Source organism: Burkholderia sp. 567 (assembly GCF_040545115.1).
Lineage (GTDB): Bacteria > Pseudomonadota > Gammaproteobacteria > Burkholderiales > Burkholderiaceae > Burkholderia > Burkholderia ambifaria.
Window position 1 is genome coordinate 372,056 of sequence record NZ_JBEPLG010000005.1, and the last position, 23,142, is coordinate 395,197.

The 23,142-nt window shown below is 67.7% G+C and carries 23 protein-coding genes; 12 read left to right on the plus strand and 11 right to left on the minus strand.

What is annotated here, in order from left to right; genetic code table 11:
* Nucleotides 1-77 precede the first annotated feature (77 nt).
* The 5 genes from ABIC50_RS17455 (at nt 78) to ABIC50_RS17475 (ending at nt 4,745) form a co-directional block, all read left to right on the plus strand.
* Complete coding sequence (locus tag ABIC50_RS17455) at nt 78-884, plus strand: DinB family protein (protein WP_354165736.1); 807 nt, start codon at nt 78-80, stop codon at nt 882-884.
* Nucleotides 881-1,612: an alpha/beta fold hydrolase gene (locus tag ABIC50_RS17460; RefSeq protein ID WP_175663316.1), complete on the plus strand. Its 732-nt coding sequence runs from the start codon at nt 881-883 to the stop codon at nt 1,610-1,612. The genes ABIC50_RS17455 and ABIC50_RS17460 overlap by 4 nt, the downstream gene beginning before the upstream one ends.
* A 109-nt stretch (nt 1,613-1,721) precedes the next feature.
* Complete coding sequence (locus ABIC50_RS17465) at nt 1,722-2,570, plus strand: alpha/beta hydrolase (protein ID WP_175658794.1); 849 nt, start codon at nt 1,722-1,724, stop codon at nt 2,568-2,570.
* A gap of 155 nt (nt 2,571-2,725) precedes the next feature.
* A complete protein-coding gene (locus tag ABIC50_RS17470; RefSeq protein ID WP_354165739.1) occupies nt 2,726-3,625 on the plus strand; it encodes a LysR family transcriptional regulator in 900 nt (299 codons plus the stop codon).
* Nucleotides 3,626-3,737: 112 nt separating this feature from the next.
* A complete protein-coding gene (locus ABIC50_RS17475; protein WP_354165742.1) occupies nt 3,738-4,745 on the plus strand; it encodes an aldo/keto reductase in 1,008 nt (335 codons plus the stop codon).
* A 111-nt stretch (nt 4,746-4,856) separates the two neighbouring features.
* Here the strand turns inward: ABIC50_RS17475 and ABIC50_RS17480 are convergent, their stop codons facing one another.
* A complete protein-coding gene (locus ABIC50_RS17480; protein WP_354165745.1) occupies nt 4,857-5,087 on the minus strand; it encodes a hypothetical protein in 231 nt (76 codons plus the stop codon).
* A 277-nt stretch (nt 5,088-5,364) separates the two neighbouring features.
* Nucleotides 5,365-6,267: a hypothetical protein gene (locus ABIC50_RS17485; RefSeq protein ID WP_126225981.1), complete on the minus strand. Its 903-nt coding sequence runs from the start codon at nt 6,265-6,267 to the stop codon at nt 5,365-5,367.
* 78 nt (nt 6,268-6,345) lie between these two features.
* On the opposite strand from ABIC50_RS17485, the gene ABIC50_RS17490 reads away from it, so the two are divergent.
* Both ABIC50_RS17490 and ABIC50_RS17495 read left to right on the plus strand, forming a co-directional pair.
* A complete protein-coding gene (locus ABIC50_RS17490; protein WP_041491522.1) occupies nt 6,346-6,684 on the plus strand; it encodes a helix-turn-helix domain-containing protein in 339 nt (112 codons plus the stop codon).
* Between the two features lie 601 nt (nt 6,685-7,285).
* On the plus strand, nt 7,286-9,241 hold the full coding sequence (locus ABIC50_RS17495) for a Xaa-Pro dipeptidyl-peptidase (protein ID WP_354165748.1): 1,956 nt from the start codon (nt 7,286-7,288) through the stop codon (nt 9,239-9,241).
* Here ABIC50_RS17495 and ABIC50_RS17500 read toward each other — a convergent pair.
* Nucleotides 9,216-9,527 (minus strand): hypothetical protein, encoded by a 312-nt coding sequence (locus ABIC50_RS17500; protein ID WP_354165750.1) that lies wholly within the window; start codon nt 9,525-9,527, stop codon nt 9,216-9,218. The genes ABIC50_RS17495 and ABIC50_RS17500 overlap by 26 nt on opposite strands.
* A gap of 64 nt (nt 9,528-9,591) precedes the next feature.
* A complete protein-coding gene (locus ABIC50_RS17505) occupies nt 9,592-10,524 on the minus strand; it encodes a 2-hydroxyacid dehydrogenase (RefSeq protein WP_354165753.1) in 933 nt (310 codons plus the stop codon).
* Nucleotides 10,525-10,690: 166 nt separating this feature from the next.
* Here ABIC50_RS17505 and osmF point away from each other — a divergent pair, with 166 nt between their 5' ends.
* The 5 genes from osmF to ABIC50_RS17530 all read left to right on the plus strand — a co-directional run bounded on the left by osmF (nt 10,691) and on the right by ABIC50_RS17530 (nt 15,379).
* Nucleotides 10,691-11,611 carry a glycine betaine ABC transporter substrate-binding protein OsmF gene (osmF, locus tag ABIC50_RS17510; protein ID WP_105831854.1) on the plus strand — a complete coding sequence of 307 codons (921 nt, stop codon included), beginning with the start codon at nt 10,691-10,693 and terminating at the stop codon, nt 11,609-11,611.
* Nucleotides 11,608-12,786 carry an ABC transporter permease gene (locus tag ABIC50_RS17515; protein ID WP_354165755.1) on the plus strand — a complete coding sequence of 393 codons (1,179 nt, stop codon included), beginning with the start codon at nt 11,608-11,610 and terminating at the stop codon, nt 12,784-12,786. The genes osmF and ABIC50_RS17515 overlap by 4 nt, the downstream gene beginning before the upstream one ends.
* Entirely contained in the window at nt 12,783-13,721 is a 939-nt protein-coding gene (locus ABIC50_RS17520) for an ABC transporter ATP-binding protein (RefSeq protein WP_354165758.1), read from the plus strand. The genes ABIC50_RS17515 and ABIC50_RS17520 overlap by 4 nt, the downstream gene beginning before the upstream one ends.
* Nucleotides 13,718-14,485 carry an ABC transporter permease gene (locus tag ABIC50_RS17525; protein WP_354165761.1) on the plus strand — a complete coding sequence of 256 codons (768 nt, stop codon included), beginning with the start codon at nt 13,718-13,720 and terminating at the stop codon, nt 14,483-14,485. Before ABIC50_RS17520 ends, ABIC50_RS17525 begins: the two co-directional genes overlap by 4 nt.
* Nucleotides 14,486-14,704: 219 nt before the next feature.
* Nucleotides 14,705-15,379, plus strand: a complete 675-nt coding sequence (locus ABIC50_RS17530) for a lytic transglycosylase domain-containing protein (RefSeq protein ID WP_229081435.1) — start codon at nt 14,705-14,707, stop codon at nt 15,377-15,379.
* Between the two features lie 194 nt (nt 15,380-15,573).
* Here ABIC50_RS17530 and ABIC50_RS17535 read toward each other — a convergent pair whose 3' ends face one another.
* From ABIC50_RS17535 to ABIC50_RS17565, 7 genes are all read right to left on the minus strand, one after another.
* On the minus strand, nt 15,574-16,926 hold the full coding sequence (locus tag ABIC50_RS17535) for a HipA domain-containing protein (RefSeq protein ID WP_354165763.1): 1,353 nt from the start codon (nt 16,924-16,926) through the stop codon (nt 15,574-15,576).
* The gene (locus tag ABIC50_RS17540) at nt 16,926-17,252 is read right to left on the minus strand and encodes a helix-turn-helix domain-containing protein (RefSeq protein ID WP_011659510.1); all 327 of its coding nucleotides are present in this window, start codon (nt 17,250-17,252) and stop codon (nt 16,926-16,928) included. The genes ABIC50_RS17535 and ABIC50_RS17540 overlap by 1 nt, the downstream gene beginning before the upstream one ends.
* 243 nt (nt 17,253-17,495) lie before the next feature.
* Nucleotides 17,496-17,936, minus strand: a complete 441-nt coding sequence (locus ABIC50_RS17545; RefSeq protein WP_006749884.1) for a dihydroneopterin aldolase — start codon at nt 17,934-17,936, stop codon at nt 17,496-17,498.
* Nucleotides 17,933-18,562: a sarcosine oxidase subunit gamma gene (locus ABIC50_RS17550; RefSeq protein ID WP_354165766.1), complete on the minus strand. Its 630-nt coding sequence runs from the start codon at nt 18,560-18,562 to the stop codon at nt 17,933-17,935. Before ABIC50_RS17550 ends, ABIC50_RS17545 begins: the two co-directional genes overlap by 4 nt.
* A complete protein-coding gene (locus ABIC50_RS17555) occupies nt 18,552-21,563 on the minus strand; it encodes a sarcosine oxidase subunit alpha family protein (RefSeq protein ID WP_175702920.1) in 3,012 nt (1,003 codons plus the stop codon). Before ABIC50_RS17555 ends, ABIC50_RS17550 begins: the two co-directional genes overlap by 11 nt.
* Entirely contained in the window at nt 21,560-21,871 is a 312-nt protein-coding gene (locus ABIC50_RS17560) for a sarcosine oxidase subunit delta (protein ID WP_011659514.1), read from the minus strand. Before ABIC50_RS17560 ends, ABIC50_RS17555 begins: the two co-directional genes overlap by 4 nt.
* Nucleotides 21,872-21,896: 25 nt before the next feature.
* Nucleotides 21,897-23,141, minus strand: a complete 1,245-nt coding sequence (locus ABIC50_RS17565) for a sarcosine oxidase subunit beta family protein (protein ID WP_006480591.1) — start codon at nt 23,139-23,141, stop codon at nt 21,897-21,899.
* Nucleotide 23,142: the final 1 nt, after the last annotated feature.

Here is a 23,142-nt window from a genome sequence, read left to right on the forward strand (position 1 = left end):
ACGGATCGACGGAGATTGACGGCATCCCACCGAGTAACGTATCGTTTTGTCACGTTACTCGGCGAGGCCCTATCGTCATGCATTCCCGTTTCGACCGTTTTCGCGCGACGCCGCTCGGCGCGCAGCTCGAAGCGCTGATCGCGCAGCCCGAGCGCTATGTCGAATTCGCGGCGCTGTCGCGTGTCGGCGTCGCCGCGATCGGCGCGATCCAGCACGAGATCGCGCGCAAATTCCCCGAAATCGAGGCCGACACGACGGCCCGGCAGTTTTGCGGCGCGATGGTCGCCGACGTGATGCGCCGCCACGGGCACGACGTCGTACAGCCGCGCGGCCGGCTCGGCGGTGCACTGTTCAGCTACGGCGCGGTATTCAGCGCGGATCCGCAGGTGCGCCCGTTCGCCGACGTGGTCGCCGCGCTGGCCGCGATGCCTGCCCGAGTCGCCGCGTATGCCGCGCACGTTCCCGCCGCGCTCGTCACGCGCCGCCCGGCCGGCACGGGCTTCTCGCTCGTCGAACATGCGTGCCACCTGCGCGACCTCGACGCGGTGTTCACCGAACGCATCGATGCCGTGCGCACGCACGCGCTGCCGGTGATCGCGTCCGTCGACGGCACCGCGCTCGCCGCGCAGCGCGACTACCTCGCCCAGCCGCTCGACGACGCGCTCGCCGCGTTCCGCACCGGACGCGCCGCGCTGTGCGCGACGGCGGCCGCGCTGCAACCGGCGGAACTCGCCCGCTGCGGGCTGCGCGACGGCGTGCGCCGGATGTCGCTCGACGAACTCGTGCGCGAACTGCTCGACCACGACCTCACGCACGTGCTCGAACTCGACGAACTGCTCGCCGAACTCGAATTGCCGCCGCTTGCCTCCTCGGCCGCAGAATGAGCGCCCCCACCCCGCCCGTCGTCTTCGTCCACGGTTTCATCGGTACGTTCGACGTGCCCGAATGGCCCGGCCCGCATCTCGCCCCCGACCTGCTCGGCTACGGTATCCACCGCGCCGCGCCGTTCGACGCGATCACGCTCGCCGCTCAGGTCGAGCACCTGCGGCAGGCCGTCGACTCGCACTATGGCGCGCAGCCGGTCGACCTCGTCGGTCACTCGGTGGGCGGCGCGATCGCGATGCTGTTCGCCCACGCGCATCCGGCACGCGTGCGCCGGATCGCCAACGTCGAAGGCAACTTCACGCTCGACGATGCGTTCTGGTCAGCGTCGGTCGGCCGCATGTCGGCCGCGCAAGCCGACGCGATGCTCGACGCACTGCGCGGCGACCCGCTCGGCTGGCTGCGCGGCGCGATCGACGATCCGTCGCCGCGCCAGCTCGACGACGCACGCCGCTGGCTTGCGCATCAGCCGGCAGCGACGCTGCGCGCGATGGGCCGCTCGGTCGTCGCGACGACCGGCGAATCCGGTTATCTGCAGGCGCTCGCGGAAGTGTTCGAGCGCCATCCGGTGTGGCTCGTCGCCGGCGAACGCTCCCGTGCGGGCTGGCATGTGCCGGACTGGGCGCTTGCACGCTGTGCCGGCTTCGAAACGATCGCCAACTGCGGGCACCTGATACCGGCCGAGCGGCCTGCCGCGTTGCGAGAGACGCTCGCGCGCTGTTTCGGCTGACGCGCGCGGCCGCCCCCACCCACCTGACAACCCGTAGGTTTCGCCGAAATATGGTTGAAAGGCGCGGTTGCTAGAGTCGCCGTACAGGGTTTTCCCGATGCGAGGCACAATGAACCTGATACGCGCGTTGTGGCTAGTGCTGCTGCTCGCCGTCGCGAGCCCGGCCATCGCCTTCCAGGCGCGGGTCGTCGCGATTCCGAGTGCCGCGATGAACGAGACGCTGAAGGCGACCGTCGTGCTGCCCGACGACTACGCACGCCTGCGCCACGGCCCGGAACGCGGCGTCGAACGCTTTCCGGTCGTCTATCTGCTGCACGGCTCCGGCGGCGACCACACCGACTGGACCGCGAACACCCGCATCGCCGCGCTGGCCGATCGCTACCGCGTGATCCTCGTGATGCCCGACGGCGGCCACGAAAGCTGGTACATCGACAGCCCGTTCGACTCGGGCAGCCGCTACGAAACCTTCGTCGGCGACGAAGTCGTGTCCTATGTCGACATGCACTTCCGGACGATCGCGACCAAGCGCGCGCGCGCGATCACCGGGCTCAGCATGGGCGGCTTCGGCGCGCTGCGCATCGCGCTCGACCGGCCCGACACGTTCGGTGCGGTCGGCAGCATCAGCGGCGCGGTCGATCCGCGCTGCTGCGAGGACGAACCCGGCATCGACCACGTATTCGGCGACCCCGGCCGCCATGCATCGTTCTGGAACCGCAACGCGATCGTCGAAAGCGCACGCGCGTTCGTCCGCGCGCATCTGGACCTGACGATCGACTGCGGCCGCGACGACGCATTGGTCAGCTCGAACCGCACGCTGCACGAACGGCTCGTCGCGCTCGGCGTGCCGCACGACTATGCGGAGCGTCCGGGCGGCCATACGTGGGACTACTGGGCGCATGCGATCGGCTACCAGATGCGGTTCTTCGCGACGTCGTTCCAGCACGGCGGCTATGCGTAGGATCCGCACACCCGCCTCGCGAGCCATCCGGCGCGCATGACGCAGGCCGGCTGACGCACGCGGCAGCGTTGCCGCGTTGCCGAGTCCTCGCGCCGGCGCATCGCGCGGCAGCCCCGATGGTAGGATGCGCAGGCATCGACCACCCGACTTCCTCCATGCCGCGCGACAACTTTGCCGACCTGCTCGCCTTCATCGCCGTCGCGCGCGAGCGCAGCTTCACGCGCGCCGCCGCCCGGCTCGGCGTGTCGCAATCCGCACTCAGCCATACGATCCGCGCGCTCGAGACGCGTCTCGGCGTGCGGCTGCTCACGCGCACGACACGCAGCGTGGCGCCGACCGAGGCCGGCGAGCGCCTGCTGCAGAATCTCGCGCCGCGCTTCGACGAAATCGAGGACGAACTGTCGGCGCTCGCTGAGCTGCGCGACAAGCCGGCCGGCACCGTGCGCATCAACGCGACCGACTACGTGATCCGCACGCTGCTGTGGCCGAGGCTGTCGCCGATCCTGCGCGACTACCGCGACCTGAAGGTCGAGTTCGTGACCGACTACGGCCTGTCCGACATCGTCGCGCAACGCTTCGACATCGGCGCGCGGCTCGGCGACCAGGTCGCAAAGGACATGATCGCGGTCCGCATCTCGCCCGACCTCAAGATGGCGATCGTCGGCGCGCCCGCGTATTTCGCGGAACGCGAGCCGCCGGCAACGCCGCGGGATCTCGTCGCGCACGACTGCATCAACCTGCGCCTGCCGACGCACGGCGCGCTGTACGCGTGGGAACTCGCGCGCGGCGACGACACGCTGCAGGTGCGCGTCGACGGCCAGGTCACGTTCAACGGCACCTATGAAATGCTCGACGCCGCGCTCGCCGGCTACGGCCTCGCCTACGTGCCGGCCGAACTCGCCGCGCCGCACGTCGAAGCCGGCCGGCTCGTCAGCGTGCTCGACGACTGGTGTCCGACGTTTCCGGGCCATCACCTGTACTACGCGAGCCGGCGGCAATCGTCCCGCGCATTCGCGCTGATCGTCGATGCGCTGCGCCATCCCGGCCATTCATGAAGCGGTTCGATAACTGCATGCACATTGCTGGGGATTATCGATAAGCACGTGGGTGGCTACCATCGTTCGATGTCTAACCAACACGGGCGCTCGCCCGCACGGAGCCTCTTGCATGGATTACCGCTATCTCGGGCGCAGCGCGCTGAAGGTGTCGCCGCTGTGTCTCGGCACGATGATGTTCGGCGGCGAAACCGATGAAGCGACGTCGACGCGCATCATCGACAAGGCGTTCGACCAGGGCGTCAACTTCATCGACACGGCCGACGTCTATCACGCCGGACGCTCGGAAGAAATCGTCGGGCGTGCGATCGCGCGGCATCGCGACAGCTGGGTCGTCGCGACGAAGTTCGGCTATCCGGCCGGACCGGATGCCGGGCCGAACCGTCAGGGCCAGTCGCGCAAATGGATCTACGAATCGGTCGACGCGAGCCTGAAGCGGCTCGGCACCGATTACATCGACATCCTGTATTTCCATCGCACGCTGACCGATGCGCCGCTCGAAGAAGGGATGCGCGCGGTGGCCGACCTGATCCGGCAAGGCAAGGTGCGCTACGTCGGGCTGTCGAATTTCAAGGGCTGGCGCATCGCCGAAATCGTGCGCATCGCCGACCAGCTCGGCATCGATCGTCCGGTGGCGAGCGAACCGCCGTACAACCTGGTCGATCGCACGGCCGAAGTCGAACAGTTGCCGGCGGCCGCGCATTACGGCATCGGCGTCGTGCCGTACAGCCCGCTCGCGCGCGGCGTGCTGACCGGCAAATACGCGCCGGACACGCAACCACCCGCCGATTCGCGTGCGGGCCGCGGCGACCGGCGCATCCAGCAGACGGAATGGCGGCCCGAGTCGCTGCACGTCGCGCAGCAGGTGGCCGCGCATGCGGCGGCGCGCGGCACGACGTCCGTCGCGTTCGCGCTCGCGTGGGTGATGAAGAACCGGATCGTCAGCTCGACGATCGCCGGGCCGCGCACCGAGGCGCACTGGGACAGCTACATCGATGCGCTGACGCTCGAGCTGGGCCCCGACGACGAACGCTTCGTCGATTCGCTGGTGCCGCCGGGACATGCGTCGACGCACGGTTATACGGATCCCGGCTATCCGGTCGAAGGGCGAAAGGTGTGAGGTGCGGCTGCTGACGCGGTGGCGCGTCCGCACGCCGGGCGTGGCGCGACGCGGTAAACAAACGAAAACGATAAACGGAAAGCGACGGCGGCAAAAGCAGAAGCCGCGGCTTCAGTTGCCGTGCGCCGCGTCGGCGTTCACCACGCGATCGAAGAATTCCTGCGCACGCGCCAGTTCGTCCAGCGCGCGATCGAGACGCGACATCGCGCGTGCATATTCGCCGGACGAGATGTCGTCATCGCTTTCGGCGCGCACCGCGCGAAATGCCTGATCGACGTTGCGCGTCGCTTCGACGAAGCGTTGTGCAGCCCGTGCTTCCCGCGAACAGATGTGGGTCGACATCGACACTTCTCCCTCAGGTTGCTGTGTGAAGCAAGCCGACGCTCAGTGTGCGTGTTGCGCATGTCGGCGGCGTGAACGACGGCAGGCAGGCTGTCGACGCACAGCCACCATGCGGCGTGCTTCCGTGGCGATTGTCGCGCGACGCTCGCCGATCCGCTACGGCGAGATTGCAACAAATTCTTGCGCGCGCCGAAATGGCGGCGACACCTACGCGTGTCGTTGCGCGCACATCAGCTTGCTGCCCTGCATCCCGCGCCGCACATGAGCGGCGCCAACATCACGCGCGCCCGATGCGCGGATGCGCGATACCGCCGAACGCGGCCGCTTCAGACGACAGATCGAACAGATCACCAGTGAGCTCGCGCGGATGCTCGACCGCCGGCCGGCTGCGCAGCCTGCCGGCATGCGTGGGCGCGACATAGGCAGCGGCCGTTTCGATCGGCGGCACGTCGAACAGGTCGCGCGTGACGCCGCGCACGGCATCCGTCGGCGACCGGCCGCGCAAGCGCGCGACCAGCTCGACGAAGCGATCGAAATCGCCGGCCCGCGTCGCCTTGTTCACGTCGGCGAGATCGCGCGCCTTCAGCACGCATGGCTGCGCGAGCCGCACGAAATACGGCGCTTCGAGTTCGACCGACAGCGCGAGCGGATAGCTCTTGCCGGTTTGCTCCTTCGCACGCCCGACGCAGTCGACCACGGCCGCGCCCTGCGCGACGCCGAGCGGCTTGCCCGTGCTCACGCTGCGCAGGTGATCGGGGAACACGCGCAATTGCGTGCCGACCGTCAGCGCGGTGGACGATACGCAGACGAGCGCGTAGTGCTGTTCGCGGCGCCGGCCCGACGGCAGCGTCGAGCGGCTCGCGATGAACGTGTGCGGCGGCAGCGGCCGCACCTGGCCGCTCGCATCGACCCATGCATTCCACAGCAGCGCGTCCTCGCGCCTGCGCTCGCCCGAACGCGTGCGCGCCGCGACCGGCGAAAACAGCGCGAGCAGCGAGCCCGTGCGATGCGCGGCGACTTGCGCGCTGCTGCCGAGCGGCTGGTTGATGCCCCACAGAAAACGCCCGCCCCCGAGCCGGCGCTCCCATTCCTTGCGGAGCACGACGGTCGGCAGTTCCTCGCCGGACTCGGTACCGATCTTCGTCCAGCAGAACGTGGGAGGGAGATGTTTCAGTGTCATCGACTTTCTCGGGATACAGCCTCGCTGGTGACAGCAAGCCCATTCAACAACCGTAACTGTATAGGTATAATGCATCGCATGGAAGCCCCGGACCACGATTTTCCTGTACAAGACCTGTTACGCCGTCTGATGGCGGACACGCGCTCATCCAGCGAAATCGCGCGACTTTCCGGGGTCAGCCAGCCGACCGTCTCGCGCCTGCGGCTGTCGAACGGGCATCGGCTGCGGCGCAGCGGCCCATTCAACAAGCTATGCAGTTTCTACGGCGTCGATACTGGGCCGGCGCGCCGCCGTTACAACGATCTGCTGCGCGACGCGATCGTCGACGCCTGGGACGGCTCCGACGAGCACGGGCGCGCGCTGCTGGTCGTGATTCAGGGATTGAAGGATCTGCAGGCGAAGGCCGACGACAGGTGACGGCGCGCATGCGTTCACAACTGCGTGACTGGAAGGAAGGCTGGCGGCAAGTAACCGGCGGGCGGTGGCGAATACGATTCGTCATCGCCCGTTTGCATTGGACGATGCGACACGGAGCAAGCGCAAGCACGTCGCCGCACATGCGCATCGCAAGCGCGCCACACGCCCCCGTCGGCAACGCGCCGAAACTTTATTTACCGTCGGTTAAAAAAGTTTGACACGACGATTTCACTGAGATAAGTTTTGCGCAAGCTTCCGGAAAGCAAACGCGAACCGGCAAGCCATCACGATGCGCGGCGCGGCCCAAACCGCCGATCCGTTTCATTCCGTCGCCGCACGCGCGTCGCGTCGTGTTTCCGCAGCGCAGCACCGCAGCTCGCAACATCCCCGTTTCATCGAATGATGTCGTTCCGTTTCATCTGGAAGGACGAGCAGCCTGCTCCGTGCATTTGATTCGCAGTCCTGCGTGACGCGCATGCGTGGCGCTGCCGCTTTCCCGATGGTGCAGTTTCCTCTTCGTTGCAGGCAGTAATCGGCCCGGCCCGCAGGGGGTGTATCGCGGTCCGGTCGTCCAGACACAATCACAAGAACGAGGTCGGCAATGCAATTTCATTTCAGAGGATCGCGTCGCGCCTGGCTACCCGCGCTCGTCGCAGCGGCGACGCTCGCCGCGTGCGGCGGTGACGACGGCGGCAGCGTGGCGGGCGTATCCGCACTCGCGCAAGGTCAAGGTCAGGATCAACAGGGCGACAGCGCCGCATCGGCGGAAAACGCATCGGGACGCGTGTCGCCTTCCGGCGTTCCGTATGCGAATCCGGCCAGCGGCGGACGCTACCGGCCGGTGATCAGCAACGGCCAGGTACAACCGTCGCTGTCCGGCGGCACGATCGAGGAGAACGCGTGGGTCGACACGCCGGTCGATTCCGACGGCGACGGTACGCGCGACCGCATTCACGTGCGCATCGTGCGTCCGTCCGAAACCGCCAACGGCGCACGCACGCCGGTCATCGTGCTCGCGAGCCCGTACTACGCCGGGCTCGCCGACAGCCCCAACCACGACGTCGACGTCGAACTCGACGGCACGCCGCATCCCGCCGCGGCGGCAGCCGCGCCCGGCGGCGCATCCGCGCGGATCATGGCCGCCGCGCCGCAAGTCCGGATGCTGCAGCAACTCGAAGCGGCCGCGGCCGGCCGTTCATGGATCGAAGGTTATTTCGTGCAGCGCGGCTTCACGATCGTCTATGCCGATTCGCTCGGCACCGCCGGTTCCGACGGCTGCCCGACCATCCTCACGCGCGACGAATCCGTCGCGATGGCGTCGGTGATCCGCTGGCTCGGCCGCGATGCGACCGCGAAGGATGCGAACGGCAAGCCCGTCGTCGCGAACTGGTCGACGGGCCACGTCGGCATGTACGGCGTGTCGTACGACGGCACGCTGCCGAAGATGGTCGCGAGCCTGCGCACGCGCGGGCTCGACGCGATCGTGCCGGTCGCCGGGCTGTCGAACATGTACGGCTACTACCGCTCGGGCGGGCTCGTGCGCGCGCCGGAGGGCTATCAGGGCGAGGACGTCGACGTCTATATCAAGGCGCTGCTGACGAATGCGCATCCGGAGCGCTGCACGCACCTGATCGACGAGGCGCTGCAGCAGGAAGACCGCAAGACCGGCAACTACTCGCCGTTCTGGGCCGCGCGCGACATTCCCACCGCGTACGCGGTCGCGCCGGCGCTCGTCGCGCAAGGGCTGACCGATGACAACGTGCGCACCGACCAGTCGACGTCGTGGTATCTCGCGATGCGGCGTCAGGGCGTGCCGACGCAGCTGTGGCTGCATCGGCTGAAGCATACCGACCCGACCCGCGTGCCGGCGATGGCCGATGCGTGGACCGCGGAGGTGAACCGCTGGTTCACGCGCTACCTGATCGGCGTCGACAACGGCGTGGATCGCGATCCGCGCGCGGTGGTCGAGCAGGCCGACGGCACGCTGCTGAAAGAAGCGGACTGGGCCGCGCGGCACGCCACGCCGGTCGCGTATTTCGCGGGCGGCGACGGCGCCGGCACCGGCACGCTGCTGCGGATGCCAAGCGGCGGCCCGCTCGCGCGCTTCACCGACGATGCGTCGATCCCCGCGCTCACGCTGGCGAACGCCACGACCGGCGAGCATCGCGGCCGCTTCGAGACGGCCGCGTTCACGGCCGCGACACGCCTGTCCGGCACCGCGACCGCACGCGTGCGGCTGACCTTCACCGGCGTCGCGAACGTGACGGCGCTGCTGGTCGACCGCGCGCCGGACGGCACGGCGACGATCGTCACGCGGGCATGGACCGATCCGCGCAATCGCTTGTCGGACTGGTTCTCGGAGCCCGTGCTGCCGGGGATGCCGTATGACCTGAAGCTGACGTTCATGCCGCGCGACTACAAGCTCGAAGCGGGTCACAAGCTCGGCCTCGTCGTGCTGTCGAGCGACAACGAGGCGACGCTGCGGCCGACACCGGGCACGGGTCTCGCGCTCGATCCGGCGGGCACGTCGGTCACGGTGCCGCTGGTGGCGTCCTGACGCTGGAACGTGGCCGCGCACCCCGTGCTTCGCTCGCGCGTTGCACGGTGGTGCGCGGCTCATCGGTTGAGCCGAGCAACGCGTCTTTGCTCCGTCGCCGCCACGGCGTGCTGTTCCAGATTCGCATTGCACTGAACCCGCGCGGTGAGGTCGAGAGATGCCAGCCGCGCACGAACGGCTGCGCGACGAACATGCTGCCGTGGTGGTCGCGTTCCGCAAACTCGTGCACGCGCCGGTAGCGCATGTCCGAATACGCGACGCCGATGCGCGTCGCCAGCGGATTCACATAGCCGCTTGCCGCCGTTCTGCACAGCTCCGATCGACCGCCGCCTGACCGCAGAACGGCACGCTCACAACGGTGTCAGCACCGCCTGCCCGGCAAAATGCCGCGCCGCGTTGTCGAGAAACTGCTGGACCGACCGGTCGAGCGCCTCGGGCGACCAGCCGCCCATATGCGGCGTCAGCACGATATTGTCGAGACCGATCAACGCGCGCGGCGGCTCCGGCTCGCCTTCGTACACGTCGAGCCCCGCGCCCGCGATGCGTTTTTCGCGCAGCGCGTCCGCCAAAGCAGCGGTATCGACAACACTGCCACGCGACACGTTGACGAGAAAGCCGCCCGGGCCGAGCGCGTCGAGCACCGCACGATCAACCAGGTGCCGGGTGCCCGCGCCGCCCGGCGTGGCGACGATCAGGAAATCGGCCCACTGCGCGAGTGCGTCGAGCCGGTCGAAATAGCGGTATGGCGCGGCGTCCTTCCGCGAACGACTGTGATAGCCGACCTCGATGTCGAAGCCGGCCGCACGGCGCGCGCACTTCTCGCCGATCTTCCCGAGCCCGACGATGCCAAGCTTCTTGCCCGATACGTTCGGAGGCATCGGCAGCCCTTCACGCCACACGCCTGCGCGTGTTTTCGCATCGAGCCTCACGACATCGCGCACCGTCGCGAGCAACAGCGCGAACGCGTGGTCGGCGACGCAATCGTCGTTGGTGCCGGCGCCCGTGACGACCGTGATGCCGCGCGCCTTCGCGTGCGCGACGTCGATATGCTCGTAACCCGCGCCGAGCGCGCTGACGAACGTGAGCTGCGGAAGGCGGTCGATGTCGGCAGCCGCGAGGCCCGTGCTGCCGTTGGTCAGTACCGCGCGAATCGTGCCGCCGTGTTCGGCGATCGCGCGTTCGCGTTCGTCGGCGGTCGGGGCATGGCGCACGTCGAACGACGCGGCGATCTCGCGATGCGCTTCGCCGCGCAATGCGATGAGGACCAGCAGTTCTGGCTTCATGTCAGCAAGTGTCCGCAGGCGGGAACGGATTTCAGTGTAACAAGCCCGCATGACGGATGCGGGTAATCCCCACACGGGCTGTGGACACGCCGCCGCACGCGGTTTGCCAAAGCCGGCTCAGTCAAGTAACTTTCGGCGTACGCCCCCGTCCTGGAGATTGGCCTCGATGAAACTCGCTCTGCCCGCCCGGATCCTGGGCCTCGCACTCGCCGCCGCCGTCGCGCCCGGTGCGCATGCCGACACGCCCGTCGTGGTGTCGTCGAAGATCGATACCGAAGGCAACCTGCTCGGCAACGTCATCGCGCAGGTGCTGAAGGCCCACGGCATCCCCGTCACCGAAAAGATCGCACTCGGCACGACGCCGATCGTACGCAAGGCGCTGACGAGCGGCGAGATCGACATCTACCCCGAATACACGGGCAACGCCGCGTTCTTCTTCAACAAGGCCGACGATCCCGCGTGGAAGAACGCAAGCCAGGGTTACGACACCGCGAAGAAGCTCGACTACGCGGCGAATCATCTCGTCTGGCTCACACCGGCGCCCGCGAACAATACGTGGGGCGTCGCCGTGCTCGCGCCCGTCGCGCAATCGCAGCACCTGAAGACCCTCTCCGATTTCGGCAAGTGGACCGTGGGCGGCGGCAAGGTGAAGCTTGCCGCGTCGGCCGAATTCGTGAACAGCCCATCCGCGCTGCCGTCGTTCGAGAAGGCATACGGCTTCAAGCTGAAACCCGACCAGCTCGTCGTGCTGTCCGGCGGCGACACCGCCGCGACGATCAAGGCCGCCGCGAACCAGACCGACGGCGTGAACGCCGCGATGGTGTACGGCACCGATGGCGGCATCGCCTCGAGCGGCCTCGTCGTGCTCGACGACGACAAGCACGTGCAGCCCGTCTATGCGCCGGCACCGGTGATTCGCGAAGCCGCGCTGAAGGCGCATCCGCAGATCGCCGACTACCTGAAGCCCGTGTTCGCGAGCCTCGACCTGAAGACGCTGCAAACGCTGAACGCACGTATCCAGATCAATGGCGAACCGGCGGCCGGCGTGGCCAAGAGCTATCTGAAGTCGAAGGGCTTCGTCAAGTGACGGATCGCGCCGTGGCGTCCGCGCGGCGCATCACGCTCGACAAGGTCGGCATTCTGATCGGTGTCCTGACGATCGTCGCGGTGGTCGGCATGCCCTTCATGGTACTGCGGCCGAACCGCATCGCGGCCGGCACGGGGCTGTCGGTGTTCGCCGCGCTGCCGGCCGCGCAGGGTGCCGCGCTCGCCGCGCTGTGGATCGTCGGCGCGCTGTGGGCCATGACGGCGAGCCGTCCCGCATGGCGGCTCGCGGCCGGCTCCGCGTGGCTCGCGACGCTCGCGTATGCGGTCGGCGCGGCCGCCGCGCACGTCGTCGCGCCCGACGACATGCTCGCGCGCGTGTCGCCCGCGGCGGGCGTCTGGCTGCTGCTGTTCGCGTGGGCCGTGCTCGTCGCGGACGCGCTCGCGCGGCTCGCCTTCGGCCCGTGGCGGCGCCTCGTCGCGCTCGCGGTCGTAATCGCGGCGATATCGGTGCCGCTCGCGAGCGGCTGGTGGGACGGCCTTTCCGTGATGCGCGAATACACGGTGCGCAGCGACGACTTCTGGCGCGAGGCCATCCGGCACGTATCGCTCGCGGGCGGCTCGGTCGCGGCCGCGCTGGTCGCCGGCGTGCCGCTCGGCATCGCGTGCGCGCGGATCGCCCCGGTACGCACCGTCGTGATGCCGGTGCTCAATATCGTGCAGACGATCCCGAGCATCGCGATGTACGGGCTGATGATGGCGCCGCTCGGCCTGCTCGCCGCGCACGTGCCGCTCGCGGCCGCGCTCGGCATCCGCGGGATCGGCGTCGCGCCGGCCGTGCTCGCGCTGTTTCTCTACTCGTTGCTGCCGATCGCGTCGAGCGTCGTGGTCGGGCTCGAGCAGGTGCCGCCGCATGTGACCGAAGCGGCACGCGCGATGGGCATGACGCGCGTGCAGCGGCTGCTCGGTGTCGACCTCGTGCTCGCGCTGCCGGTGATCCTGAGCGGCGTGCGCATCGTGCTGGTGCAGAACATCGGGCTGACCGCGGTCGCCGCATTGATTGGCGGCGGCGGCTTCGGCACCTTCATCTTCCAGGGGATCGGGCAATCGGCCGCCGATCTCGTGCTGCTCGGCGCGATCCCGACGATCGCACTCGCGCTGGCGGCCGCCGTCGTGTTCGAAGCCGCGACCACGCTCGCCAAGGGACGTACTGCATGATCGAGATCGAACGCCTCGGCAAACGCTTTGGCGACATCACCGCCGTCGACGACGTGTCGCTGACGATGAAGCAAGGCACCATCACCGCGCTCGTCGGCGCATCGGGCAGCGGCAAGTCGACGCTGCTGCGGATGATCAACCGGCTGATCGCGCCGACCACCGGCACGATCCGCATCGACGGCGTCGACACCGCGAGCGTTCCGCCCGAGCAGCTGCGGCGGCGCATCGGCTACGTGATCCAGGGGCACGGGCTGTTCCCGCACTGGAGCGTCGCGCGCAATATCGCGACCGTGCCGCGTCTGCTCGGCTGGCCGGCCGCGCGCATCGACGCGCGCGTGCGCGAACTGCTCGAACTGTTTCACCTCGCGCCGTCCGAATTCGCGGACAAGCTGCCGCACGAACTGTCGGGCGGCCAGCAGCAGCGTGTCGGCGTCGCGCGCGCGCTCGCGGCCGAGCCCGCGATGCTACTGATGGACGAGCCGTTCGGCGCGCTCGATCCGATCATCCGCAACAAGGCGCAGGACGACCTCTACGCGCTGCAGCGCCGCCTCGGCATCACCGTCGTGATCGTCACGCACGATATCGAGGAAGCGCTGAAGCTCGGCGACACGATCGCGGTGATGGACGGCGGCCGGCTGCTGCAGGTCGCGTCGCCGGCCGAGATTCTCGGCAAACCGGCGGCGGGCGTGGTCGAACAGCTCGTCGCGGGCGTCGACCGGCCGCTGCGCCTGCTCGCGCTGACGCCGATCGATGCGGTGGCCGAATCCGGTCACGCCGACGGCGAACCGATCGCCGCGACGCGCACGCTGCGCGATGCGGTGTCCGAGCTGCTGTGGCGCGGCGTCGACGCATTGCCGGTCGACGACGGCAACGGGCGCGACGCACGCCGCATCACGCTCGGCGCGATCCGCGCGCACGCGAGGAAGCCCGCATGACGACGCGGCCCGCGCGTTCACCCGTGCCGCGGCGGTTGCCCGCGTACGTCGCGCGCGCGGCCGCGCTCGCGCTATTGCTCGTGCTGCTGTTGCGTCCCGCGTGGCTGCAGGGCGTGTTCGCGCCGTTCGCGGACAACGGCGCGCCGGTCATCTACGATCGCGCGAGCCTGCTCGATCTCACGCTCGCGCACCTCGGCACCGTCGCGCTGTCGAGCCTGATAGGCATGCTGATCGCGATCGCGGCCGGCATCGCGGTCACGCGGCCCGCCGGCGCGGATTTCCTGCCGGTCGCGCGCAGCGTCGTCGACATCGGCCAGACCTTTCCGCCGGTCGCCGTGCTCGCGCTCGCGGTGCCGGCCGTCGGCTTCGGGTTGAAACCCGTGCTGATCGCGCTCGTTCTGTACGGGCTCCTGCCGATTTTCGAGAGCACGATCGCGGGGCTCGAGGACGTGCCGCGCGACGTCGTCGACGCCGCGCGCGGGATGGGGATGAGCGGTTGGCAGCAACTGGTGTCGGTCGAGCTTCCGCTCGCGTTTCCGGTGATCGTGAACGGCATCCGGCTCGCGGTCGTGATCAATCTCGGTACCGCGACGATCGGGTCGACGGTGGCCGCGCGCGGGCTCGGCGATGTCATCATCGCGGGCCTGCAGACCTCGAACACGGCGTTCGTGCTGCAGGGCGGCGTGATCGTCGGGCTGCTCGCCGTGCTGGTCAGCGATGCGATCGGCGCGCTGGCACGGGTGGCGAGTGCGCGGCGGTCGTAGCACGCGCCTGACGTCGCGGCTCTGCGCGCGAAAAAGACGGCGCGACAAAAAATCGGGGCGGGCTTGATCCGGACTCCGATGCGTGTTCGTGCAACGATCCCGTCTGCGCACGGCGCGCGGCGATACAAGCCTACAACGCGCTTTCATCCGAGCCCGTGCTCGAACGCGTCAGACGATTGGCCGATATACTATGCGCCTCCCATTTCCCCGCACTACACCATGCGACGACGGTTTTTCTGGCTGATCGTGCTTTCGCTCGGCATTGCGCAACAGGCTTCGGCGCAGCAGGCGCCCGCGCTGTCTGCGTCCGTGCCCGAAGTGGCCGCATCCGCGCCGGCCGCGGCATCTGCGCCGCTCGCCAACGCCAACGATCAGCCGAACGAAGCAAACCGCCGCATCACGTCGTACCTGACGAAGAAATTCGGTCTCGCGAAGGAGCGCGCCGCGCGGCTCGCCGATATCGTGAGCGTCACTGCGACGAAATATTCGCTGCCTCCCGCACTCGTTTACGCGATTATCTCGATCGAATCGCGGTTCCAGGAAAAGGCGCGCGGCCAGCATGGCGCGACCGGGCTGATGCAGGTCGTGCCGGCCGCCCACCGCGGCCTGCTGCGCAACGTGAAGGATCTGACCGAGCCGAATGCGAACGTCGAGGCCGGCTCCAAGATCCTGTCGGGCTATGTGCGGGCGGCCGGCGGCAACGTGCAGGCCGGGCTCAAGAGCTACGGCGGATCGAATGCGTATGCGGCGAAGGTGATGCAGCGGGTCGACGCGTTCCGGTTCGTGCTCGAACCTGACGACGATGCGAAAGCCGCGAGCGACGGCAACGCGCACATGGTGCCGGTCAGCGATCCGGCGGCAGGGTCGCCCGCCGCAAGCCGCAACGCGAAATAAGCAAGCCGCATGGCCGCACGTTCGTGCGTGGCTATCCTGACGCAGCAGAACGCAGACGGCATCCATCGCCCGTCACGCTCGCGCGAAATGCGTGCGCAGAAACTCGATGAAAACCTGCGTCTTTAATCGTCTTCAGGCGAACGCCGCCCCACGCACGATCGGTGTCGCGGCAATTGCAGGCGAACCGCGCGAGTTCAGAGCAGTTCCACGTTGACCTTGGGCACCATGGGTGCAATGCGAAGCACTCGATCGGCCTGATCCAGAACGTACTCCGAAATACGGCGCACCCATGCCTGCTCGTCGCCCGTATAGACGTCCGATCGCGCCAGCTCGGGAGCCAGTTTCGCAGCCAGGGTTGCCATCCGCGTCATTTCGCGTGCAACGAGTGCCGGCCGGATCTGCGCACGATGTGCGAAGTCTGCGAGCGCGAAAGCGGTCAGTTCCTCGGTACGGAACACGTCTCCGTACGCCATCGCCATGTCTTGTACATACGCGTCTCCGTACACGTTCACGCAGACCAGATCGTACAGCGGCGCCGGATCGAGCCCGCCGCTGCTGACGAAAAACGAAATGTTCTTGCCATGCGCGTCGCTGTTGCCGATCAGCAGTTGCAACAATGCCCAGCGCAGCATGGCCGAACGCGCGGCGGCCGGCGTCTCGAGCGACGGCGTCAACGAGAACAGTCGCTCGAAGCTCACGCCTTCACGGATATTGCGTACGTCCTCGTTGTTACCGAGATTGCGCTCGTACTTGAGCGTCGCCGGTAAATCGAGGGCCTGGCACCCATCGATGATATGAAGTCGCCGCACCGCGCTCACGCGGTGCGGATCGGCCGGGTCGGTCGTCACGATCCGGTCGAATCGTTCGATCAGCAGAATCGGTTCGGGGATGCGCCGAATCTCGACATGCGCGACCGGCAGGCCCATGCGAGCCGCCAGCGTCATGCAGAAATGCTCGTTGGCGACCATGCACGGCGCATTCGGGCTACGCGACTCGGGCTTGAGAATATGCGAGCTGCTGAGCACGCCATCGACAAGCGAGAACTGCTCGCCCTCGACGAGCACCTGCAGTTTGTCCTGATGACCGGCGATCGACAGCCGTACCTGATCGTCCCACACGGCAAACGGGATCGCATCGCGCTTGCGGATACGGTCGGTCAGCTCTTCCACCGAAATCGGCCGGCGCACAGGTTCGGGGCTTTCGGGCACCCGCGCGGCCGAATCGTCGTCGGGAATGAAGCTCAACGCGCCGACCGGCTCCTTGCCGAGCATCCGGATCAGGCCGAAGACATTGTCCTTCGATATCTGATACATCGATGCGGCCACGTCGAGCGCGCGGCCCTCGGGCAGCAAGTTGCCCACGAAGCGCTGGACCGCGCCCGCCCGCGGCTTGCCGCCATCGAGCGGAATGCACGGCGATAACGCGAACGCATCGCCACGCGCGAGCCACGCCGGGTCGTACGAAAAGCCGTAATCGTCGCGACCGGCGTCGTAGGTCAGTTGCCCGACGGGCGAGCCGTCGGTCGACACGCGCAGGCGATGGACCATTACGCGCCCTCGTGCGAATCAGTTGACGCGGCACGCTTCTGCATATGCTCGCGCACTGCGTTGCGCGCCGCCGGTACGTCGCGTTTCGGCACGACGAGCAGATTGAGGCCGAGGCCATCCAGTACCTTGAACAGCTTGTCGACACTCACGGCGCGGCCGTTCTCGAGCCGCGACAGCACGTCCTTGGAGACGCCGAGCATGTCGGCCGCATCATCGATCCGCATCTGGCTCTGCGCGCGTCGGTTGCGCACGAGCGCCCCCAGCGCTGCGAGATCCAGCGCGAGCGGGTCGGGGGCCGCGATCGGTCGCGGTAAGGTACGCGCCATAATTCCGGGATTTCAGGAACAAAGCGCTGGCGCCCCGTGCCCGATCACATAGTTACGAGAATATCGGAATTATAGTCGACCATAGGCCGAAAGCCTAATTATTCCGATATTTCAGGAACAATGCAGAACACAGCGTCTCATCGCCCTTTGTTCCGATATTTCAGGAACTAAAACAAGCGCGGCGACGCTTCCGCGCCGCCGCCCGAGCTGCGACCGAATCGCCCGCGAGCGGGCATCACCCGCTCACAACTGCCCCGCCGCCCCCGTCCACCGCAGGTAATCCCCACGCGTCCAGTCGAGCGACACGCCGACGCGCTTCGTCCCCGGCCGGATCTTCGGCTTGTACATCGACAGCGTCAGCGACTCCAGCGCCGGCCATTCGCGAAACGACAGCACCGCGAGATCGGCGACGAGCGTTTCGAGCAGCCGCGTATGCGGCTTGTGCGACAGGAACGACGCGACACGCGCGCAGTAGCCGTCGTAGTCGATCCACTCACCCTGCTCGCTCGGCTCGCAGCGATACCCGAGCCGCGCATCGATCACGATCGGCTGCGGCGCCTCGTGCTCGTGCGCGTGGATGCCGATTCGCGCGGGCACCTTCAGTTCGTCGACGAACACGCTCCACCCGCGCCCGCGCAGGCGCGGCGCGTCGATCGCCACGAACGGTTCGTCGAACGGCTTCATGATGCGAGCGGCGCCGCGGCGTCGAGCATGATGCGCACGAAATAGTCGGCGAAGCTGCGACGCAGGACGATCTCGAACGTATCGTCGCCGGTCGGGATCAGCGTGATCGGCGACTTGAAGTAGTGCGACTGCGCGCACTGGCCCAGCTTGAGCACGCGCGGATGCAGATCGAGCGGGCAGCCGCGCGCGATCACGTCGCGCACGCGTTCGCCGCTGACCTCGACGACCGTGTAGCCGCTGCCGACGTCGACAGCCGCCGCATACGAACCCTGCACGGCCTCTGCGAGCTGCGCCTCGAGCACGCCCGCCTGGACGGGCCCGTTCGAGCGCACGAGCCACTCGTCGGGACCGAGCCAGAGCACGTCGTACTCGGCGGCGCGCACCACCGTGTTCGGCGCCGACGGCGGCCGGCAGCCGACCACGCGCTCGAACGCGCTGACGAATGCCGGGTCGCTCAGCTCGCCGCGCACGTTCACGAGATCGAGGAACGGCCGCTCGCGCAGCGTGAACTTCTTCGATGCGCGCGCCTGATGCGGCTTCAGCACATCGGCCGAGCCGACGAGCGGCGATTCAAGCGTCACGCCCGCGCCTGCCACCGGCGTCTGGTTTCTCGTTTCATTCCACATGCTGGCGCACCCCTTCGGTATCGTAGAAAACCGGGCTCGAGATCTTCGCGGTGACGCGCTTGCCGTTGGCCAGCGGAATCACGACGCTCTCGCCCATCTTGTTCAGGCCGCCCTTCACCACCGCCAGCGCAATCGAGCGCTTCAGGATCGGGCTGTAATAACTCGACGTCACGTGGCCGATCATCGGCGTCGGATCGACCGTCGACACCTGCGTGTCCTTCGCGATGATCTGCGCGCCTTCCGGCAGCACGAACTGTTCGTCTTCCGTCAGCAGGCCGACGAACTGCTTGCGGCCTTCCTTCGACGTATCCGAGCGCGACAGCGAACGCTTGCCGAGGAAGTCCTTCGACTTCGCGACGAGCCCGCCCATCCCGAGGTCGTACGGCGTAACCGAGCCGTCGGTGTCCTGGCCGACGATGATGTAGCCCTTCTCCGCGCGCAGCACGTGCATCGTCTCGGTGCCGTACGGCGTGATGTCGAACTCGGCACCGGCCGCCATCAGCGCTTCCCACACCGCGCGGCCCGCATTGGCCGGCACGTTCACTTCGTACGCGAGTTCGCCGGAGAAGCTGATCCGCATCACGCGCGCCTTCGCGCCCGCGACGGTGCCGTTCCGGTAGCTCATGAACGGGAACGCGTCGTTGCCGAAGTCGATGTCCTGACACACCTTCTGCACGACCTTGCGGCTCTTCGGGCCGACCACCGCGAACGTCGCCCAGTGATCGGTGACGGACGCGAGCCGCACCTTCATGTCGGGCCATTCGGTCTGCAGCCAGCGCTCGAGCCACGTGAGCACGCGCGCCGCGCCGCCGGTGGTCGTCGTCATCATGAAATGCTGGTCGGCGAGGCGCACCGTCACGCCGTCGTCGAACACCATCCCGTTTTCGTCGAGCATCAGCCCGTAGCGGCACTTGCCGATCTCGAGCTTGTTCCACGGGTTCGTGTACATCCAGTTCAGCAGCTTCACCGCGTCCGGACCCTGGATATCGATCTTGCCGAGCGTCGACGCGTCGAGGATGCCGACACCGTTGCGCACCGCGAGGCATTCGCGCTTCACGGCCGCGTGCAAATCCTCGCCGTTCTTCGGGAAATACCACGGCCGCTTCCAGTTGCCGACGTCCTCGAACAGCGCGCCGTGCTCGACGTGCCATTCATGCACGGCCGTCTTGCGGATCGGGTCGAGGAAATCGCCGGTCTCGCGGCCCGCGAACGTACCGAACGACACCGGCGTGTAGTTCGGGCGGAACGTCGTCGTGCCCGTTTCGGGAATCGTCTTGCCAAGCGCCTGCGCGAGGATCGCCATCCCGTTGATGTTGCCGAGCTTGCCCTGGTCGGTGCCGAAGCCCATCGCGGTGTAGCGCTTCACGTGCTCGACCGACTCGAAGCCTTCGCGTGCGGCCAGCAGGATGTCGGCGGCCGCCACGTCGTTCTGGAAGTCGACGAACTGCTTCGGCCCGCGTGCGGCGTCCTCGCGGCTGCCGACGAGCCACAACGGCTGCAGCGCGCCTTCGACGGTTTCGGCGACCTGCGGCGCGGCCACGCGCTGCGGCGCCGCGAAGCCGGCGGCCTTCGCCGCTTCGACACCCGCGTCGAGTGCGAGCCGCAGCGCACGTGCGAGACCGAACTCGCCCGCAGCCGCACCGACGCTCGCCTCGGCCTGCACGGGCTTGCCCGGCAGGAAGCACGCCTTCTCGTCGTTCCAGCACGCCTTGCCGCCGGACTGCGCGAACAGGTGCAGCACCGGGCTGAAGCCGCCCGACATCGCGACGAGGTCGCACGGCAGCGACTGCAGCTTGCTGCCGGTCTGGCCGTTCGTGTAGGACGCGACGTCGACCGACGATACGCGCCACTTACCCGAAGCGGCCGTCACCACGGCACCGCTCATTACCGTCACGCCCTGCCGCTTCGCGGCGGCAGGCAGCGCGCCGTTCGACGACGCACGCGAATCGACGACCGTCACCTTCGCACCGCATGCCTTCAGGTCGAGCGCGGCTTGGTACGCACGATCGTTGTTCGTGAACACGACCACGTTGCGGCCCGGCATCACGCCGTAGCGATGCACATAGGTGGACACCGCGCCGGCGAGCATCACGCCCGGCAGGTCGTTGTTGCCGAACACGATCGGACGCTCGTGCGCGCCGGTCGCGAGGATCACGCGCTTCGCGCGGACCTTCCACAGCAGCTCACGCGTGCCCTTGCGCATCGACACCGGCTGGTGATCGGTCAGGCGTTGCGTGATCGTCACGAGGTTGTGGTCCTGGTAACCGAACGCGGTGCTGCGCGACAGGATCGTCACGTCGGGCAGCTTGCGCAGCTCGGCCTCGATCTTCTCGACCCATTGCTGCGCCGGCTTCCCGTCGATTTCCGCGCGGCACGACAGCAGGCTGCCGCCGAGCTCGCGCTGGTCGTCGACGAGGATCACGCGCGCACCGGCCGTCGCGGCCGCATGCGCGGCGGCGAGGCCCGACGGGCCACCGCCGACCACGAGCACGTCGCAGTGCGCGTAGCATTTATCGTAGCGATCGGCGTCGAGCACCTCGGGCGCCTTGCCGAGGCCGGCGGCCTCGCGGATCTTCTCTTCGTACTTCGGCCACATGTTGCGCGGCCACATGAAGGTCTTGTAGTAGAACCCGGCCGGCATGAAGCGCGAGAACTTCTGGTTGATCGCGTACTTGTCGTTCTCGAGCGAGGGCTCGGCGTTCACGCTCGTCGCGACGAGGCCCTGGTACAGCTCGATCTCGGTCGCGCGCGCGTTCGGCACCGTGTACGGGCCGGACTCGAGCTGCACGACGGCATTCGGTTCCGCGACGTCCGCCGTCACGATCCCGCGCGGACGGTGGTACTTGAAGCTGCGCGCGACGAAGTGCACGCCGTTCGCGAGCAGCGCGGACGCGAGCGTGTCGCCCTGGAAGCCCTGATACGTGCGGCCGTTGAACGTGAACGTCAGCGGAATCGCGCGATTGATGCGGCCCCCGGTGCCGAGGCGGTCTTTCTGGCTCATTTGCTCGTGCCCTCTTCGTGTGCGTTGCCGGCAGCGGCGCCGTTGGCAGCCCCGCCGAACTTTTCGTAGCCCTTGATATCGTAGGTCACCGTGTCGCGCGTGACCTTGAACCAGCGGCGGCAGCCCTGCGTGTGCAGCCACTGCTCGCGGTGCAGCCCGCGCTTGTTCTCGCGCATGAACACGTATTCGCCCCATTCGCGGTCGGTCATGTTCTCGTTCGCCACCGGGCGCACGATGTCGGCTTCACCGCCGCACGTGAACTCGGATTCGGCGCGCGGCCCGCACCACGGACATTCGATCAGCAACATGTTTCTTTCTCCTTCAGTGCGGGGATTAGTGCGCGACGGCGGCAGCGCCGTGCTCGTCGATCAGGTGGCCGGTGTAGAAGCGGTCGAGTGCAAACGGTGCGTTCAGCGGATGCGGTTCGTCGCGGGCGATCGTGTGCGCGAACACCCATCCCGAGCCCGGCGTCGCCTTGAAGCCGCCGGTACCCCAGCCGCAGTTGAAATACAGGCCCTTCACGTCGGTCTTGGTGATGATCGGGCATGCGTCCGGCGACACGTCGACGATGCCGCCCCACTGGCGGTTCATCCGCACGCGCGAGAACACCGGGAACATCTCGACGATCGCCTGCAGCGTGCTTTCGATGATGTGGAAGCTGCCGCGCTGGCCGAAGCCCGTGTACTGGTCGATACCCGCGCCGATCACGAGGTCGCCCTTGTCGGACTGGCTGATGTACGCGTGCACCGCGTTCGACATGATCACCGAGTTGACCACCGGCTTGATCGGCTCGGACACCAGCGCCTGCAGCGGGTGGCTTTCGATCGGCAGGCGCACGCCGGCCATGTCGGCGAGCGTCGTCGTGTTGCCGGCCGCCACCACCGCGACCTTCTTCGCCTTGATGAAGCCCTTCACCGTATCGACGCCGACCACCGCGCCGCCTTCGCGGCGAATGCCCGTGACCTGGCAGTTCTGGATGATGTCGACACCGGCGCGGTCCGCGCCGCGCGCGAAGCCCCAGGCCACCGCGTCGTGACGCGCGACGCCCGCACGGCGCTGGATCGATGCGCCAAGCACCGGGTAGCGGCTGTTCAGGTTGATCGTCGGCTCGATTTCCTTGATCTGAGCGGGCGTCAGGAATTCGGCGTCGACGCCGTTCAGCCGGTTCGCATTCACGCGGCGCTCGGTGTCACGCACGTCCTGCAGCGTGTGCGCGAGGTTCATCACGCCGCGCTGGCTGAACATCACGTTGTAGTTCAGATCCTGCGACAGCCCTTCCCACAGCTTCATCGCCTTCTCGTACAGCGCGGCCGATTCGTCCCACAGGTAGTTCGAGCGCACGATCGTCGTGTTGCGCGCGGTGTTGCCGCCGCCGATCCAGCCCTTCTCGAGGATCGCGACGTTCGTGATGCCGTGCTCCTTCGCGAGGTAGTAGGCGGTTGCGAGGCCGTGGCCGCCGCCGCCGACGATCACGACGTCGTATTCCTTCTTCGGTTCCGGGCTCTTCCACTGCTTTTCCCAGTTCTCGTGATACGAGAGGCCGTTGCGGAACAGGCTGAATATCGAGTAGCGGCTCATG